Below are 18,215 nucleotides of genomic sequence, written 5' to 3' on the forward strand. Positions count from 1 at the left end.
ATAAAAACTCCTATTTTTTCACCTTCACCTTAACAACAACCCTTATCAAACCACCGCAATCTTATGCCCATCCACAGGGTGATTGAGCACATGCAGATTAATCCCAAATATCTCCATCAACACCTCAGGGTCTAGCGTCTCCTCAACACTGCCTTCATGGCATATCTTGCCACCTTTTAGCGCAATGATATCATCACAAAACTGCGCTGCCAGATTGATATCATGGATGATAATAATCACCCCAAGATTTTGTTCATGAGCAAGCTTCCGAATCAATTGCAATATCTCCACCTGATAGACAATATCCAATGATGCTAACGGCTCATCTAATAACAAATAATCCGTCTGCTGAGCCAAACACATCGACAACCATACCCGAGCACGCTCACCACCCGAAAGTGTTGATACATTCTGCTTTGCTTTATCAATAATACGAGTCTGCTGCATCGCCTGTTTAGCAATTTCATAGTCTTCACTACTGGGTTTTTGTAGCCACTTTTGCCAAGGATAACGACCTAATAGCACCAACTCTTCTACCGTAAACGCATTAGCATCAGGCAGCTTTTGTGGCAGATAAGCAATTTGTCTGGCTAACTGCTTGGTGGGTATTTTGCTAATCGGCTTATCTTTATAATTGACGCTACCTGTAGTCGGTTGCATCTCACCTGCCAACATCTTAATTAGGGTCGATTTACCTGAGCCATTATGTCCGATAAGACCATAAAGCTTACCCTTATCAAAGGACAAAGAAATATTGCTAAGTAAAGCCTTATCATCAATCGTTAAGTTTGCGCAGTCAATTGTTAGCATGGATATTCCTTGCACTGTAAACAGAAAAATATAGTATTTAGTAATGATTATCATTAATTTTAACTGTGATATTATCGCATTTTGCTACTTTCTTCTACAGGATTTTACCAATGCAATTATGGCGACTTATTTTTAAACAATATCGTTCTGTACTCATTTGGCTTACCCTGATCAGCATTGCCAGTGCCTTTGCAGGGGTAGGGGTAATTGCCTATATTAATGACACCTTAACCCAGATGAGCGATAACCCATGGCGAGTATTATTACAGCTGATTGGGTTACTTATCATTTTGTTTATCTTAAATTTTATCGCTCAGTATAGCTTAAGCTATATCGGGCATAAGTTTGTCTATGAGTTTCGCAATACCTTGATAAAACGCATTATGGATACCGATATTGCCGTGATTGAGCGTATTGGTAGCTCACGCTTATTAGCCAGCTTGTCTAAAGATATTGACAGTATCCAAAGTGCATTTATGGATCTGCCGGGGTTTATACAAGGTGCTATTTTATCGCTGGGTGCATCAGCATATCTTTTCTATCTGGCATGGGACTTGTTTTTGGTGGTGATAGCAATAGTCGTCATGATTGCCATAGTCGGCAGGCAATTGGTGAAACGAGTATATAAGCATTACCGAATCGTCAGAAATCTAGAGGACAACCTATATCAAGACTTTGAATCTATTATCCACGGGCGCAAAGAGCTGTCACTCAACCGTCAGCGAGCCAAGCTGTTGTATAACCAAGAGTTTAAAACCAATGCATTTGCTATTCGCAAGCACATTGTCATTGGCGATACCCTACATTTTACCGCCTTAAACTGGATCGATACCATGTTGCTTGCTAGCATTGGTGTGGTGTTTTTTTTAGCCAATGTCGTGGGTTGGGCAAACAATACCACTGCCACCACTTTTGCCGTCACCATACTGTTTTTAAAATCACCTTTGGTACAAAGCTTTAGCAGTATTCCAACCTTTTTAGAAGCACATGTTAGCTTTAATAAAATCAAGCAGCTTGGGCTTAATGAGCCACAACCAGACTTTGCCGTATTGCAAACTTTTAAACCTTGGCAAACGCTTTTATTTAAAAATATTTGTTATCACTATCAAGACGAGGCAGGCAACATCAGCTTTGCTATTGGACCGATAGACTTCCGCCTACAAAGAGGGGAGGTGGTGTTTTTAATCGGAGGCAATGGCAGTGGTAAATCTACCTTTGCTAAGTTATTAACAGGTCTTTATCGTCCGACATCAGGAGAAGTCACACTAGACAATCAAATAATTGATGCTAATGACCCCATACAATATGCTCACTATCGGCAATATTTCTCAGCCGTTTATACCGATTTGCATCTGTTTAAGTCTTTGGTGGGTAAGGCTGATACGCTCAGCGAAGATGAGAAGCAGTTAACCCAAGAGTGGCTAGAGATACTACAAATGCAGGATAAAATCCAGCTTGATGATAATCACAAAGTACTCAATAAAGAGCTGTCACAAGGGCAACGCAAACGCTTGGCATTATTGCTGGCAGTGGTTGAGCAAAGAGAGCTATTGTTATTAGATGAATGGGCGGCTGACCAAGACCCGCAGTTTCGGCGTACCTTTTATCATGAGATTATCCCGCGCTTAAAAGCGATGGAAAAAACTTTAATTATTATCAGCCATGATGACCATTATTTTGAGCAAGCAGATAGATTACTACAAATGAAAGATGGCAAGTTGATAGAGCTAACTGGAGAGGAGAGGCAAGCAGCAAGTCGTGATGCGGTGGCTCAGCTTGATCAAAAATAATCTTATTCATCATTAAGCAGTTTTTAATATTAAACAAAGTTAAACAGCTTGACTTAACAAATGCGAATGATTATCATAAGCGAGTTTATTATTATTACGCCATGTTATAAAGTGTTACAAAAAGTTACTTAATATTTACTCAAATAAGGACTACGCTCATGCACAGCACAGCACAGCACAGCACAGCACAGCACAGCACAGCACAGCACAGCACAGCACAGCACAGCACAGCACAGCACAGCACAGCACAGCACAGCACAGCACAGCACAGCACAGCAAATTCTATTAAATAAATTTGTTAAATATTTCATGTATGCATCTGCAATGGGCGCAGTTGCAACTTCTTCCCAAGTCTATGCCCAAACGCCTGATCAAGATTTCCTTCCTTCAACCACCGTTCCCCCCATCATCGTCACCGCAGATCCAGAATCTGCCGATGGTCCTGTTTATGGTATTGCTGCTAGTACGGTTAGCTCTACCACAGGTACAGATGAGTCTATTCTTAAATCTACGCAATCAGTAACCGTAGTAGGTCAGCAAGAGATGCAGTCAGTTGGTGCAAATGATGTTGTCGAAGCGCTAGAATATTCGGCAGGAGTTAATCGTACAGAAGCTGAAGATAGAACAACTGAAAGCTATGTGGTTAGAGGGTTTCCTAACTTTTTCTCTTATCGTGATGGACAAAGATTTCAAAATAATACCTATGATGGACAGCAAGAAGTTTATGGACTTGATCGTATTGAGCTGATTAGAGGTCCAGCATCTGTATTAAGTGGTACGCTACCACCCGGAGGTGTGATTAATGCAATTAGTAAAAAGCCATTTTTTAACAATGCCTATGAAGTTAATGCCGAAGTAGGTAACTTTAATCATAAGCAAGTTTCAACAGATATTAATCAGGTAATTAACGATGATTTGGCAGTACGTCTAGTCGGTGTTTATCGTGATAGCGATACTTTTGTTGACTTTGTTCCCGATGACCGCACTTATATTGCGCCATCTCTCACATGGCAACCTAATGATACTACCAAATTGACCTTAAAGGCTGATTATCAACATGATCTTACAGACTATGTGGAAGGGATTCCTGCTGAAGGTTCAATATATTCAACTGATAAAGGTAAAGTTGCTCGCAGTTTTAACCAAGCTGTTAAAGGTTTTAATAAATATGATAATACTCGCTATACCTTAGGTTATGATATTGAGCAGCAAGTAAATCCAGATTTACTTGTTAAACATAGCTTGCAATATATGGATGCAGATATTGAGTTTCCAAGTGGATATATTTATGAATTAATATCAGGCTCTGATAGCGAATATACTCGAGCTTCTCAAAAAAGGTTTGATAAGTCTAGTACTTTAATTGGAAATGTTGCCGCAGTATACAATTGGAATGCTACAGATAATATTAACAATGTATCTTTATTTGGCATTGATTACTCTAAACTTAAACATTCTACTGAACGTTATGAGGGAACTGCTAGTAATATAGATTTGTATAACCCAAATCATAGTTTAGATAGTGTAGGAGAAGATTTTACTCCTATAGATTGGTCTTCGACTGACCATGCAAAACAAATGGGTATTTATCTACAAAATCAGATGACTTTTAATGATCAATGGGTTGGTGTTGTCGGTGTGCGTCATGATAAAGTCACACTAGAAGAGACCCCCTTTTTTGACCCTAGTGACCCTAGTCAACATCAAGAGGGCGATTACTCTGCTACGACAGGTCGAGCAGGCGTAGCATATCTGATGGATAATGGCATCGCTCCTTATGCCAGTGTTAACCAGTCTTTTGAAGTTAACCTTGGCAAAGACCGTCAGGGCAATCTATTTAAACCCACCAAAGGCACGCAATACGAAGTTGGTGTTCGCTATCAACCAGAAGGTAGTGATACCTTATTAACAGGTTCAGTGTATCGTATTGACAAAACCAACGTAGGAGTCGAAGATCCCGTTGATGATGACTTTCAAGTTCAATTAGGTAAAGTTCGCTCACAGGGGATAGAGCTAGAAGCCAAAACCGCAATCAATGACAATACTAACTTAATCGCTGCTTATGCCTATACAGACGCCCGTACCATTGAAAGTAGTCCCGCCACACCTGAGTTAGAAGGAAAGCGATCTGGTAATGTGCCATATAATTCATTTTCAATTTGGAGTGACTATCGCTTTGCTGACTTTGGCATGCCACAGTTAAAAGTAGGAGCAGGAGTGCGCTATAGAGGCAGTGCGATTGGTATATATGATGATAATGAGTTTGCAGGTTACACTTTAGTTGATGCGATGGCAAGTTATCAAATTAATGACAATTGGTCATTATCTCTTAATGCAAGAAACTTATTAGATAAAGAATATGTCACTTGTACTTATAATTGCTTTTATGGTGAGCCACGTAATATCGTTGGCAAAGTCACTTATAAGTGGTAAGTATTAAATAAATGTGGATAAAGTAAAAAAGGCAAATAGATAGGTTCTATTTGCCTTTTTTTACGTAATTTTTTTAGTATCTGGATAGTTGGTTATGAAGTTTGGTAAACATAAAAAACGGGGGCTGATGCTAATGTCCATCACATTTATTATGGTCATTAGTATTTATTTACATTGGTTAGATAATCAAGGAATTAAACAGTCAGATACTGAACAGCTAAAGGTATTTACACCAGATTGGGATGTGGCAGTCAGTTTGATGATGATGCGCCATCCTCCTATTGCAATTGGTGATAAACGAATATATCCAGTATGGGTCGGTCAACCCAAGTTACCTGAAAGTATAATCGATATCGGAATACGAGGTCAGCCAAATGTTGAGTTATTAGCGTATTTGCATCCTGATGTCATTTTAGATACTGCTGCTTATAAAACAACTCGTTCAGTTTATGATCCCAATATCCCAGTCTATGAGGTTAATAGTGATATCGAACGTCATAAAGTGATTGGGAGACAACCAAAATGGTCAGATTTTGCTGATTCAACTCGTATGATGGCTACCATACTAAAAGAACCTGAACTTGTTGAAGAATACCTAGCGGATAGTAAAAAACGTATTATCCAATCAGGTGAAATTGTTCGTCAACATATCGGTAATAGTAGAAGGATTGTAGTAGCTTACTTTTGGGATGCAAGAGAATTAAGTGTTTATACAACAAACAGCCATACGAGCCTAGCAGCAGATATGATGGGGCTTAAGCTATTTTCTATAGGTAGTGAAGATCTATATGGTTCTACTTCTGTCCCTATGCACATGTTATATGAGATACCAGATGATGTGTGTCTGTTTATTACCGAACCAATACCCGAAACTACTAAATATGAGATCGCTCATAGCCCTATTTGGCAGCGTTCAAAATTTTTCAGCCCTAGTGCTTGTGTTTATAAACTAGATCCTATCTCTAATGGGGGAATTGGAGCTATGGTTAACTTTGCTGAAAATCTTGAAAAGGCTGTCACCACACAAAGAAAAGGTGACTTTAGTTACACATATGTTACCCAAACAGAGGGTGAGCTATGAGCAATCAGATATCAAGTAAACTAACAACGAACCTTATCCTACCTAAGTACATCTTGCTAGTAGGCCTATTTATTATAGCTACTATATGCTCTTCAATTTACCTGATTCAGATCAAATGGCAATGGTCATTGAGCGATTTACTATCTAATCCATCCCAACTGAGTCCCCAAGCCATGATCGCTCAACTTATCTTATTAGCCGAGTCGGGCATGGCATTTTTTTGTGGTGGACTACTGGCAGTAGTCAGTATCCTACTGCAACAAGTGGTCAGAAACAACCTAGCCTCAGACAGTACCCTTGCAGTAGGAAGTGGTGCATTACTCACCATGGTCATAGCGATGCTATTTTTTCCCAGCCTAGCCATCTATGGTAGCTTTTGGGTCGCCTTTGTTGGTGCGATGCTATCACTTGGACTGGTATTGCTTATTGCCTTACCAAGCAAACTCGATCCCTTAGTATTAATCCTAGCAGGCTTTGTGGTCAGTATCTTAGCAAATGCTGTTATTAATGTACTCATGCTATTTGATACCGAATACTACAGTCGTCTTACCCTATGGAGCAGTGGCTTACTGTATCAAATCCGCTGGCAACCTTTACAGCACCTAACCATCGCCAGTATCATCACCTTACCGATACTAATGCTACTGCATAAACCCTTAATGCTGATGTCACTTGACGATGAACAAGCCACCCGACTGGGATTGCCTGTGCAGTGGCTACGATTTGGCGTATTTATCCTATGCGCTGTCCTCACTGCATTGGTGGTCAGCAATGTCGGACTTATTGGTTTTGTTGGTTTGGGTGCTGCCACCATGGTCAACGCCATGCAAGTACGTCATATTCGTCAGCGTATTTTGCTGGGATTTTTGCTTGGTGGCTTACTACTGTGGCTGACTAACAATTTAATTAACATCCTAACCCATTATGTCGAGCTACCATTTCCACTACCTGCTGGCACACTAACAGGCGTACTCGGTGCACCACTGATTATCTGGCTAATCCTCAAACAACGCAAACAACCAACAAGCGATGATGCTTATAACATTGAGCTAAAACGCCAAGACATTGACTGGTGGCTGTATATCGTGCCATTGGTATTTTTGTTTGGCTATTTTCTAGTATTCGTTCAAACCGCTCAAGGTTGGCAGTTCTCCTTTAATCTTGACTATATTATGCAGTTCAGATTAGGACGTAGCTTAGGTGCTGCTGCAACTGGAGTGATACTTGCTATTGCAGGCGTTATCTTACAGCAGATGACTCGTAACCCGATGGCAAGCCCTGACGTACTCGGTATCAGCTCCGCTGCGTCTATCACCATGGTAATGGCATTTATGTTTATTCCCAATTTACCAATTATAGGTGTGCTTGGCTTTGGTGTATTAGGTAGCCTAATTACGCTACTTATTATCCTTTGGCTATCAAGCAAAGTGCATAGTAGTTATCTACTCTTAATTGGTATTGCTGTTGGTGCATTGACTAGCTCATCGGATGTCATTATTGGCTTTAGTCAAGACCCTAGACTACAAGCCATCTTAAATTGGTTGTCAGGGACGACCTATTACATCCTGCCGCAGATTGCCTATATCTTACTGGCATTAGCCATTGTCTCTTATCTGGTCAGCTTAATAACCATTAAGCCAATTAAGCTACTAAGTCTAACCGAACCTGTGGCACGAGAATTGGGACTACCAATTAAATCGGCACAAGCAGGGCTATTAATATTTGTGGCAATACTTAGTACCATTACCACTGTGACCGTAGGGCCTTTAAGTTTTATTGGCTTGATGACACCACAATTGGCACGTTCATTTGGGGCAGTACAGATAGAGAAGCAATTGCCATTAGCAGCCTTGCTTGGTGCAATGATTATGCTAACCGCAGATTGGATAGGACGCTATGCAATATTCCCTTATGAGATACCTGCAGGAATATTGGCATCGGTGCTTGGTGGGGCGTATTTCTTAGTGATGATGCGTAAGTTTAGGTAAGTGGTTTGTTAAAAATAGTTTGACAATCAGTAACAACTAATAAAGGATAAAAGCAATGGATATTTTAGCGAGAATTAATCAGGTTAAAAAAATTGGATTAGACATTGGTAGCAGAGTTTTTTTTACCAGCTTTGATGGTCAGCAGCGTACACCGCTTACAGGTGAAGATGCGGAAGAAAAAGTAGACACGCTAGAGTATATCCATAGTTATTGTCGTCGTGATCTGGATAATATCCTACATGCATTTACCGATGTTCATAGCCACAAGCAAGCGTTGCCTATCGTTGCAGAAATCTATCAACAAGGGCTATTAATACAATATATTCCTGCTGATGTGGTTCTCGATGATGCCATATTCAAAGTAAACTCACCCTCCACAGAGCAATTAATATCACAAGAGGATAATGAGGCTGGCAATGATGACAGTGTCCCAGTAGAGAGCATTAAACAGCATCCAACCAGTCAAACAGTTTTCGTGCCATTTCGTATCCAAGATGCCTCAATCGATGAACGCTTTTATTATTTATATTATGAAGCGCTTATTAGACTTGGAAAAATGGAAGAAGTGCTACCAGATAAAGTGACAAGACATTATTTTGAAGTTACCAATACTCAGTTTGTTACCCCAAACATGCTGCGCCTGTATCTTAAAAGTGATGTAGTGCTAGCAGATGATGATGCGGGGTTTGCTTACCGCTTTATCTTAACCACATTAAATAAAAAAGGTGAGGAGCAAGATAATAAGGTTAGTTTTGATATGCGTCAACTGCCCATGCAACTCTGGCAACAACTTGAACCTAAGGTTAAACAACTACCCTTTGGTACACAGTTTATTAACACTGCCAAAAAGCAAGGCTCAATCTTATTCTTTGAAGTATTAAAGCGGTTGCCAGAGGCACAACGAGAAAAACTTGAATCTACAGCCACAGGTGCAGATGAAGGTCGTTATTATACTCTGCGTCAACTTAAGGCGAATACAGATACGTATTTAGGTGAAGTGGATATTTATATTCATGAAGGTAGCCCGGGTAGTGAGTGGGCAAAATCACTTAAAGCAGGTGATATTATTTATGCTGATAATGATTACACAGAAACCATCAAAAATATGACCATCGGTCAGCCACTACTTATTTGTGATGAAACGTCAATGCCTTCTGTCGCTGCGGTATTAGAGCGTTGGCATATTGATATTATTCCCATTGTTATTAGTATCACTAATGATGAAGCTGATTTTAGTTATTTTGATGAGATGCAATTACCTGAGGTATTGCAGGATAAGCTAGATATTATCCATATTAATGCTAGTCAGACTGATAATTTGGCACAAGCAGTGATTGAGCAAATCAAAGCTCAAGATAAACAGATTGACTGTGCGTGGGGAGCGATTGGTAAGGCAGATTTTAAGCCGATTAAGGCGTATCTGCGTGAGGCGCATGGATTAAAGGGTAAGATTAATCGCATTCGAGCGTATTGGGTTTGAGGTGGAAGGTTGTTTGGATTTGATGGCTTTTAATACTTCGTCAAAAATTAAAATGTATTATGTTGTCATTCCCATTTTTTACAATTTAAGGGAATGACACAGTTTTTTTAAATCCTAAGTTTTTTAATCCTTAGCATGATCCACCAGACTCTATTATATTTTAGAAAAAATGCTGTACGCTACGCCAAAGAAACAGCAGAGAAATGAAATTTTTTCACAGAATATAAGTGACTTATATCGTAAGTCATTCTTATCACAATCGATGAAACTTTCATCTTCTAATGAGGATATATCTTGGTTTAAGTTGGTAGGGATAAAAAACTGTTTTAAACTTGCTAAGAAAATTCCTAGCCAAATCAAAGTAGATGCTACATCTCGAATTGAACAGTAATACATAAAAATACAAAAACTGATAATCAAAACCAGTAGGGTTGATTTTTGATAACTCCCTTTTTTACTACTTAACTTAATTGTTTGCATTAGCTCTCCTAGAATAATAAAAGCCAATTTTTGAAAACTTAGTTAAACTCTATTATTCAGTGTGAGCCTGAATCTTAGTCCATTTTCTAAGTTATTGATATATAATATATTATACTTATATAATAGGGGCTATTCTAGTGTTATATTGATGGTTAATTCAAGATAATATTTGGACTTATCGCATCGATAAATTGTTGAATATAAGCGTTCATTAGTTACTCCTTCAGCAATCATATAGTCTGCCTACTATAAATCCACCACGGTGTTCACCTCGCTAGATATACTACGTGTACTATCTTCACTCGGTCGCCTTGTGATGACATTATATTAGATTGACTATACCAGAATTAGCTATTTTGTTTTTAGTGGTCAATAAAAATTAGACTTTAGACTGAGGTAGAGGTAGTTGATTTCTTTCGTCAAGGTAGTCCAAGCTAAGGCATCTAAAAATAGTATAACAAAAGGTAGGGATTGGTATGAGCCAAGTTTAGGCTAAAAACTTGGCGTTAAAAGATAAATACAGGAGAAAAAGTAGTTTAAAATTCAAAGCCAAACGCTCGTTATCATCGAGTTCCGCTCCGTCTGCGAAGCATTCTGCGCCACTTTCATAAGGGGTGACCCCATCCTCAGTTTCACCCAGTGGGATATCGTATACTTTGCCAGTACGTTTATCAATCATAGCCCCTGATAAACAGCTTGAACCACAGCCCCATATTGTTACGATATAGTTACCCGCGAAGTTAATTTCACCATCTTTATGAGCTTCTTACGCTACATGTAAGTCTAGAACTCATCAACCTCTAACCGTCATTAGCCGTATGAGGTCTTCTATTTTAGAATGACAGCCATTATAAGGTGAGGCATGATCGCCAATAAACTGACGTTTGCAGCCCTTACCTTGGTAGTTTTGCTTGCCATAGCTTTTTATGCCATTTGTCTTTAAACTGGAACTGTGACAGTCGGGACAATTGATATCTATTTGTGTCTTCATAACCTCAAATATATCATCTTGCTTTGGCTGTCATTCTCCTTTATTACCTCAGCATACTTTCTGACACACCACCGAGCTTATTTCTAGGGAGTCTCTTATGTTGCCCATGAGTTCAATCAATTCTTCCGAAACCAGCAGACCTTATCTGCTCCCCAAGGTCGCTGACTACCTCAAAATATTCAATGAACAAGTCGTGCCTGCGGTCATGAAATCAGGTAGCGTGCCAAATGCCATTAATGCCCGTGAAGGGTTGGCGAATTTAACCCAAGCCTTTGTTACCGAGCCGGTAGATATCCCCCTTATCATAGATGACATCATTTTTAGCGCAAATGACGGCAGTTTGGGTGGCTATGCTGTGCCTGTGCGTGTCTTTCACCCCTCAGCCATGCTCTCTAAGCCATTGCCTACTATGTTGTACTTTCATGGGGGTGGCGGTACGGCAGGTAGCGTGACTGTATATGATGGCATTTTACGGCGATTGGCAAAACGTACTGGGCATATCGTCGTTGCCCCAGAATATCGTCTGGCGCCAGAAAATCCTTACCCCTGTGCTCAAAATGACGCCTATACTGCTTTAACAGGCTTGGCTGATTTGCTTAAGAGACTTAAGATTGCTACCACACAAGAAGTAGTGGTAGCAGGAGACAGTCATGGAGGCGCATTGGTCAGTAATTTGCTACGTGACCCAAGAGTGCTAGGCCCTAACGCAATAGGCAATAGGACAGATGAGTGCTTGATAAACAGTATCGTCGCCCAAGTTCTCATCTATCCAAGCGTCGACTTTACCATGAGTTGCCCCTCTATCAACACCTACGCCACAGGATATCTGCTTAGCCGATCACGTATTGACTGGTATTTTGACCAATACTTTCAGGGTGGGGAGGATAGACAAGCAAAATCCGCTCTATTTGCGAGCCAAGATGAGCTATCTGCCCAGCCACCTGCGCTCATTTTTAATGCTCAAGTGGATCCTTTGGTTGATGAGGGCAAGGCATACGTTCAAAAACTGACTGAAGCGGGGGTCGATGTCAAACATATTATCCATAATGGCGTAATTCACGCCTATTTAAATATGGAAGATTTAAACCCTGATATCTGTGATAAAACGTATCATGCCATCTCCAAATTTTTAGAAGAGTACGCCGCTCACAGTCGTTAAGGGCTAATAAAACTTAGATCCAACCAATCCAAAACAAGGGTTGTGTGTCAGAAAGTATGTTGAGGTAACCCCAATCTTGGCAGGTTATGGGATAAATTTGCCTAAATATATATTAAGCTATGTCTCTTTTTAGGTTGTCTATACAATGAAGGTGATTAGGGATATCCTTTTTGCAGGGTAGCTTTTGAGTCAAATCTAGATATAATCAATTTATTGCAAAACACCCTAATAATAATCGATTTATTACAAACGTAATCGGTTTTAAGCCATAGTCGAGTTTTCTAATCATTTAAGTAAAAATATTATGCTAGCAGACACTTATTATGCAACCGGTGACTTTCATAACCGTGGTGAGCCGATTGGCATCATGTGGTTGATTGAATATACAGGTATTATACCACTTTCAAAAGCCATTGTTGGTTCTCCTCGTAGTTTAAAAGAATACAGTCAAGTTTTGGATGTTATTTCCAAGCCTTTGATGAGGCCATTACAAGGGTATTATGGTTTTAGCCTTGAACAACAAAAGTATGCCGACGGCATCATCTCTAATTTAAGTTTCGATGGGATGGATATCGCAGATCCTGTTTGGCGTTATTTGGATTTAACCCCACATGTCGTTTATCTTGCTAAGTTGGCTCAGCACGTCATCAGTCATGATATGCAAAACGAGTCGGTTTATTTATTGCGCCATGACCAAGCACGTTTAGCAATTAAAGAAATTATTGATATGCCTAATGATTATGCTGATCGTATTATTCGTAGCTTTCAAAATAATGGTGGTAAAAAATCTAATAAGCTTGTAAAAGAAATACCTAAGTTGGCAGAAAATGGGTTGTATGAAAGGATTATTGAGGTGTTAAAAAGGACGCTTTAGAAGTAGCTAATCAGTGATATTAAATAACAACAACTGACAGTTAGATAATTGATAGTTCAAAGGTGCGTCTATGGCGAAGAATGATAAGGTGAAATCATGACATCGCTTTCTAATTCCTAATTCCTAATTCCTAATAAACACCGCATCAGCATTTATAAAGTTGCGCAATTGGTATATAAAGCATGATCAAATTGCCAAGCTGGTTATCGAAATATTAATTTGTCTCGGGTTGATTATTATCACAAACTACCGATTCGCTTAATTGAAATACAAGATGTCTATTATTATTACTACTCTTTTGAACGAATGCCTAGTGTTGTGCGCTGCTATGGACGACTTTAAAAAATGACTACCCAGCGAGTATCTTGAAGGAGCTTATGCAAGTAATATCATTGGAGAAGAAAGATTATGCTAATTTCGCAAATATTAAATTGCATCAGCTTGATTATCAACAGCATCTGATGCCCACTAAAAATAGACCATTAGGATTACCTTGTAACATGAGTTGGGTAAATAAAACCTGCCCTTCGTCGTTAAAATTGCAGACATTAACTTGATAAAAACTAATTAACAAAGTCTTGATACTCTTAGAACAATTCATTGCTTTCAGCTTGCTTATCCTAAAAAGGTAAAAAAGCGGTGAAACCTTTGTTCCATCGCTTTAAACTTCACCGCTTTTTGTGTCTTAATAAAAGAGTATGTATATTTAAATCATGCTTAAGATTTAAAACTGATAATTTACTCCAAGTTTATAAGAGCGTCCTGGTGCAGGGTAGCGACCAACAGGACTGGTATCTATACCACGGAAGTAATACTGCTCATCGAGTAGGTTATTAACGCCAAATTGTAGTGATAATTTTTCATCATCTGTATCTTTAATAGTTTTTTGGAGGTTAAAGTTCCATACGGTGTAAGCAGGCATTTCACCTTTTCCACCATCAGCACTTTCTTCTACAGTATTGGCATTATCAGTAAAGGCTTCAGAGTAATAAATGCCCGATAGTGTACCAATAAGGTCATCATAGCCATATCGTTGTTTGGTTTCACTATGTGCAGCTCTGACAAGTAGTTCACAGTAGTTACGATGTATTTGTTGTTCACTGATATCTCGGTTTCGCCAGTCATAGTAGCTCGAAAGCTTAATATTTAATATTCTGCACATGGTGGTGATACTAAAGTCTTGTTGATTAGCTTGTATAAAGGCGTACTTCACTTGCTGACTTTGGCAAAGTACGCTGTAGCCTTTTTTAATATTTTACGTTCCTCTTCGGCTACTTTTAATTGACGTTTAAGTCTTTTGTTCTCTTCGATAAGAGCGATAAGCTCAGGGTCATATTGTTGAGTGCCTTTAAGCTTGCCTTGGCTAGCTTTGTTCTGCCAGTTTGCTAGTGTCTGCATGGGTATCTTAAGATCTCTGGCTGTTTGACTGACATTATCACCATTATCTGCTATTTTTTTAAGGGCTTCGGCTTTAAATTCTGCTGTGTAATATGGCTTTTTCTTTGGCATGGTAAACTCCTATTTTTTCCTTAGTTTACCAAGTTTTACTCTACGGTTTCTTCAGCATACATCAAATGGCTTCAAGTTTGAATTCTCGGGTGAATTTGCTGCGCTGTTTGGTCATACTAATTATCCTTTTTGGGGGTAGTATAACCTCTTAGTTGCTGTCCAGTTTTATTATGACACTACAGTCACGTTTTGGTCACGCTCGGCATTTTAGGCGAAATGATTATTAAGAAAATTTTACTAATGGTATTTTTGATTTTTAATGAAAATTCTTTTAAATCCCTAATTTTAAAGCAAAAAAAAGCCTCACTGTTAAGTGAGGCTTTTTAAATATTTGGAGCGGGATAAGAGATTCGAACTCTCGACCCCAACCTTGGCAAGGTTATGCTCTACCACTGAGCTAATCCCGCTAATAATAGTGATTGTTGTATCACTGTGGGAGCATATTATACGTGTTTTTTTATCTATGTCAACAATTGATGTATAAATTTTTGCCAAAAAATTATTTTATTCATCACATTAAGTAAGGGGTAGTATAAAAAATATTTATATGGTAAAAATACAAGGTATAGAGACAAAGATGTAATAAGTAAAAAGTAAAATTTATCAATACACAACAATATAAAGGAAAACCATTATGACAAAAACAAACCGTTATACCATTGCCGATTATCTTTTTGAGCGTATCGCCGAAGCAGGAGCTAGTGATATTTTTGGTGTACCAGGTGATTTTAATTTATCATTTTTAGATAACATCATTGCTTCAGATAAGCTGCGCTGGATAGGCAATACCAATGAGCTCAACGCAGGCTATGCCGCTGATGGGTATGCAAGAGAACGTGGCTTTGCTGCACTGGTGACGACCTTTGGAGTAGGGGAATTATCTGCAATCAATGCCACCGCAGGTTCATTTGCAGAATATGCGCCTGTACTACATGTCGTAGGTGCACCAGCCACTGCCGTTCAAGATGCCAAGCGGCGTATTCACCATACTTTAGGAGATGGTTATTTTAACCATTTTATTAAGATGGTCGAGCCTGTCACGGTTGCTCGAGCTAAAATTACCCCTGAGAATGCAGCTTCAGAGATTGATCGGGTGATTCGCATGGTGTTAAAAAAGCAACGTCCTGGCTATTTATTATTATCACCCGATATTGCTAAGCTGCCTATTTATCCACCTTCTACGAAATTAGATGACAGCGTTGAAGACATTACCAGTCAAGCAGCATTAGCAGATTTTAAAGTGGCTTTAACTGAGTTTTTGCCCAATAAAACCACTACATTAATGGCAGATTTAATGGTGCACCGTTTAAAGCTACAAAATCAGCTCAAGGCACTCATTGCTGATACTGACATTCCTTATACGACATTATCTTGGGGTAAGTCATTGCTTGATGAACATAGCGAGCGTTGGGCGGGCACGTATGCAGGGGTTGCGTCCCGTCCTGTGGTCAAAGATGCCGTCGAAAACTGTGATTGTTTGATTAAAGTTGGGGTGAATTATACCGATACCACCACTGCAGGATTTAGCCAAGATATTGATGAAAGTAGTGTGGTTGATTTGCATTATGAACGTGCCAGCGTAGGTGGACAAATTTTTGCACCTATTGCGCTCAAAGACTCTCTACAAGCATTGCATGAGGTATTAACCTCAGGTATTAATATTGTACCAAAGCCATTAATAGAGCCGATGCGTCACCATCAACAGCAAGGAGAAGAGGACGCTGCCATACGCCAAGCTGATTTGTGGCATATCATAGCAGATGAGTTAGAAGACCATAACTTGGTATTTGCTGACCAAGGTACTGCTTATTTTGGTATGAGCGATGTGCGCTTGCCAGAAGCCGTCACTTTTTATGGGCAACCACTGTGGGGCTCGATAGGTTATACCTTGCCAGCCAGTCTTGGAGCGGGCATTGCTTCCCCCAATAAACGTAGTGTGCTTTTGATTGGTGATGGTTCAGCATTATTGACCATACAAGATATCGCCATTATGTTGCGTGAAAAACTTAATCCTGCCATTGTGTTGATAAATAATGCAGGCTATACCGTTGAGCGTGCCATTCATGGTGAAAATCAGCCTTACAATGACATTCCTAGTTGTGACTGGCAGGTAGTACCAAAAGCTTTTGGTGCAACTGATGATAATTGTTTGATGCTCAAAGCCAGTACCCCTGCCGAGCTAAAGTCAGCTTTAAAACAGATGCAGGCAACCCCTGATAAGATGGTGTTTTTGGAAGTCATTACCGATAAACATGATATTCCACCACTGCTTGCAGACATTGCAGCTGCTTTGAAGACTTAAATTAATATTGCAGGTTTACATAAAGTTTCAGTTGTCCAAATTATGTATCACTTGGATTCATAAAATAACTTTAGATAAGTTTGCTTAAGATTTATTTACTAAATTACTTGGTTATTTGTGAGCAAATATTTCATAATGCAGCTCTAAGTTGAATAATGAAACTTTAGACTTAATTTCTTAAAATTTAATATTTGGAGAGTGATATGACTTATCTTACTAAACTTGCTAAAACTTTTGCTTCTGTAGCACTTGCTTCTACAGCAATGATGGGCATGGGTATGATGTCTGCACAGGCTGCTCAACTACACTATACGGCAGATTGTGGAGTAAAAGAGTTACAAATGGCGAAAGGTAAATATGATATTAATCGTGCAGGTGCTATCAAAGGTGACAAATACTGCGAGTATACTTTTTATGCCAAAAAAGGACAAAAAATAAGTGCAGACATTGTTGGTAGTCGTGACCTTTATCCAATGCTTTATAGTGAAAATTCACAAGATTTAAGCTCAGAGACAGTAACACTTGATAAAACAGGTGAGTATAGCATTCGTGTGCTACAACCTGCTGCCCAAGCTCGTCAAGGCAACACACCGAAGCCATTTTACTTAACAGTGACCATTAAGTAATACAAAATAATACAACTTTAAATAAATACGTAGTTGTTTAATAAAAATTTGACAAACTGTTAATAAAATTAATACGTTGGCTGATATCTTACCCTTTATGATATCAGCCCTACTTTTTTGGTAGAGTATTGCAATATTTTATTTTTTATTATGGAGATTATAATGAAACACACTCAATTGGCTGCAATTTTATCTGTTTCTGCATTGGCATTATTTGGTTGCCAATCACCAGCAAGCAGCAACAATACAACGGTACAAACCAGCACCACCCAACCAACTAGCACAGCCTCAACAACGACTAATACGACAGCTGTACCTAATACAACTCGTGCTTTAAGTCCAGTGGCTTGTAATGACCAAACTGTTAATTTAAATCTAAACCAAGGTGGTGTGGTTCAGCAAGGTACACTACAAGGCTATAAATACTGCGAGTACAATATTGCGCTTAAAGCAGGTCAGCACTTAAATGTTGCATTTGACACACCATCAACTGGTGCTTATGTTATCGTTTATGGTCGTGATGATTTATCTCCTACTGCATTGGTAGAAGATGGCTATACTGCTAGTAGTAATGAAGTATTACCAGTACGAGTAAAACTCACTCGTAATGAAGCACGTAATGGCAATCAAGTACCTTTTAAAGTACAGTTTAACTTAAACTAATTAACTTTAACTAAGATACTTTGATATTT

At 39.1% G+C, this 18,215-nt stretch carries 13 protein-coding genes, 1 tRNA gene and 2 pseudogenes; 11 read left to right on the top strand and 5 right to left on the bottom strand.

From position 1 onward, the window contains the following. Positions 1-45: 45 nt before the first annotated feature. Positions 46-810 carry an ABC transporter ATP-binding protein gene (locus FHK89_RS12690; protein ID WP_230660969.1) on the bottom strand — a complete coding sequence of 255 codons (765 nt, stop codon included), beginning with the start codon at positions 808-810 and terminating at the stop codon, positions 46-48. Positions 811-920: 110 nt separating this feature from the next. Between FHK89_RS12690 and FHK89_RS12695 the strand changes: the two genes are divergently transcribed. The 6 genes from FHK89_RS12695 to FHK89_RS12715 all read left to right on the top strand — a co-directional run bounded on the left by FHK89_RS12695 (position 921) and on the right by FHK89_RS12715 (position 9,582). After that, a complete protein-coding gene (locus FHK89_RS12695) occupies positions 921-2,600 on the top strand; it encodes a multidrug ABC transporter permease/ATP-binding protein (protein ID WP_230660971.1) in 1,680 nt (559 codons plus the stop codon). A gap of 158 nt (positions 2,601-2,758) precedes the next feature. Further along, positions 2,759-2,893, top strand: coding sequence for a hypothetical protein (locus FHK89_RS14915; RefSeq protein WP_268992985.1), 135 nt, complete (start codon positions 2,759-2,761; stop codon positions 2,891-2,893). Positions 2,894-2,909: 16 nt separating this feature from the next. Further along, positions 2,910-5,033 carry a TonB-dependent siderophore receptor gene (locus tag FHK89_RS12700; RefSeq protein WP_230660976.1) on the top strand — a complete coding sequence of 708 codons (2,124 nt, stop codon included), beginning with the start codon at positions 2,910-2,912 and terminating at the stop codon, positions 5,031-5,033. 94 nt (positions 5,034-5,127) lie between these two features. Beyond that, positions 5,128-6,114 carry an ABC transporter substrate-binding protein gene (locus FHK89_RS12705; protein ID WP_230660979.1) on the top strand — a complete coding sequence of 329 codons (987 nt, stop codon included), beginning with the start codon at positions 5,128-5,130 and terminating at the stop codon, positions 6,112-6,114. After that, positions 6,111-8,102 (top strand): Fe(3+)-hydroxamate ABC transporter permease FhuB, encoded by a 1,992-nt coding sequence (gene fhuB / locus FHK89_RS12710; RefSeq protein WP_230660982.1) that lies wholly within the window; start codon positions 6,111-6,113, stop codon positions 8,100-8,102. Before FHK89_RS12705 ends, fhuB begins: the two co-directional genes overlap by 4 nt. Positions 8,103-8,157: 55 nt before the next feature. Continuing rightward, positions 8,158-9,582: an SIP domain-containing protein gene (locus tag FHK89_RS12715; RefSeq protein ID WP_230660984.1), complete on the top strand. Its 1,425-nt coding sequence runs from the start codon at positions 8,158-8,160 to the stop codon at positions 9,580-9,582. 967 nt (positions 9,583-10,549) lie between these two features. Here FHK89_RS12715 and FHK89_RS12720 read toward each other — a convergent pair. Next, positions 10,550-10,741, bottom strand: a complete 192-nt coding sequence (locus FHK89_RS12720) for a hypothetical protein (protein ID WP_230660986.1) — start codon at positions 10,739-10,741, stop codon at positions 10,550-10,552. Between the two features lie 117 nt (positions 10,742-10,858). Further along, positions 10,859-11,053: pseudogene (locus tag FHK89_RS12725) on the bottom strand (IS1/IS1595 family N-terminal zinc-binding domain-containing protein); the annotation flags it as partial. 97 nt (positions 11,054-11,150) lie between these two features. Between FHK89_RS12725 and FHK89_RS12730 the strand changes: the two are divergent. Together FHK89_RS12730 and FHK89_RS12735 are read left to right on the top strand one after the other, a co-directional pair. Continuing rightward, complete coding sequence (locus tag FHK89_RS12730; protein ID WP_230660987.1) at positions 11,151-12,212, top strand: alpha/beta hydrolase; 1,062 nt, start codon at positions 11,151-11,153, stop codon at positions 12,210-12,212. A 304-nt stretch (positions 12,213-12,516) separates the two neighbouring features. Further along, a complete protein-coding gene (locus FHK89_RS12735) occupies positions 12,517-13,086 on the top strand; it encodes a hypothetical protein (protein ID WP_230660990.1) in 570 nt (189 codons plus the stop codon). Between the two features lie 997 nt (positions 13,087-14,083). Here the strand turns inward: FHK89_RS12735 and FHK89_RS12745 are convergent. Both FHK89_RS12745 and FHK89_RS12750 read right to left on the bottom strand, forming a co-directional pair. Next, a pseudogene (locus FHK89_RS12745) lies at positions 14,084-14,595 on the bottom strand (transposase); the annotation flags it as partial. A 332-nt stretch (positions 14,596-14,927) separates the two neighbouring features. After that, positions 14,928-15,002: transfer RNA gene (locus tag FHK89_RS12750), tRNA-Gly, on the bottom strand. A 227-nt stretch (positions 15,003-15,229) separates the two neighbouring features. Between FHK89_RS12750 and FHK89_RS12755 the strand changes: the two genes are divergently transcribed. The 3 genes from FHK89_RS12755 (at position 15,230) to FHK89_RS12765 (ending at position 18,186) form a co-directional block, all read left to right on the top strand. Beyond that, positions 15,230-16,897 (top strand): alpha-keto acid decarboxylase family protein, encoded by a 1,668-nt coding sequence (locus tag FHK89_RS12755; protein ID WP_230660992.1) that lies wholly within the window; start codon positions 15,230-15,232, stop codon positions 16,895-16,897. 203 nt (positions 16,898-17,100) lie between these two features. After that, complete coding sequence (locus FHK89_RS12760) at positions 17,101-17,523, top strand: hypothetical protein (RefSeq protein ID WP_230660994.1); 423 nt, start codon at positions 17,101-17,103, stop codon at positions 17,521-17,523. A gap of 162 nt (positions 17,524-17,685) precedes the next feature. Continuing rightward, positions 17,686-18,186: a hypothetical protein gene (locus FHK89_RS12765; protein WP_230660997.1), complete on the top strand. Its 501-nt coding sequence runs from the start codon at positions 17,686-17,688 to the stop codon at positions 18,184-18,186. The last annotated feature ends 29 nt before the right edge of the window (positions 18,187-18,215 follow it).

The organism is Psychrobacter sp. I-STPA10 (assembly GCF_021012795.1).
Classification (GTDB): domain Bacteria; phylum Pseudomonadota; class Gammaproteobacteria; order Pseudomonadales; family Moraxellaceae; genus Psychrobacter.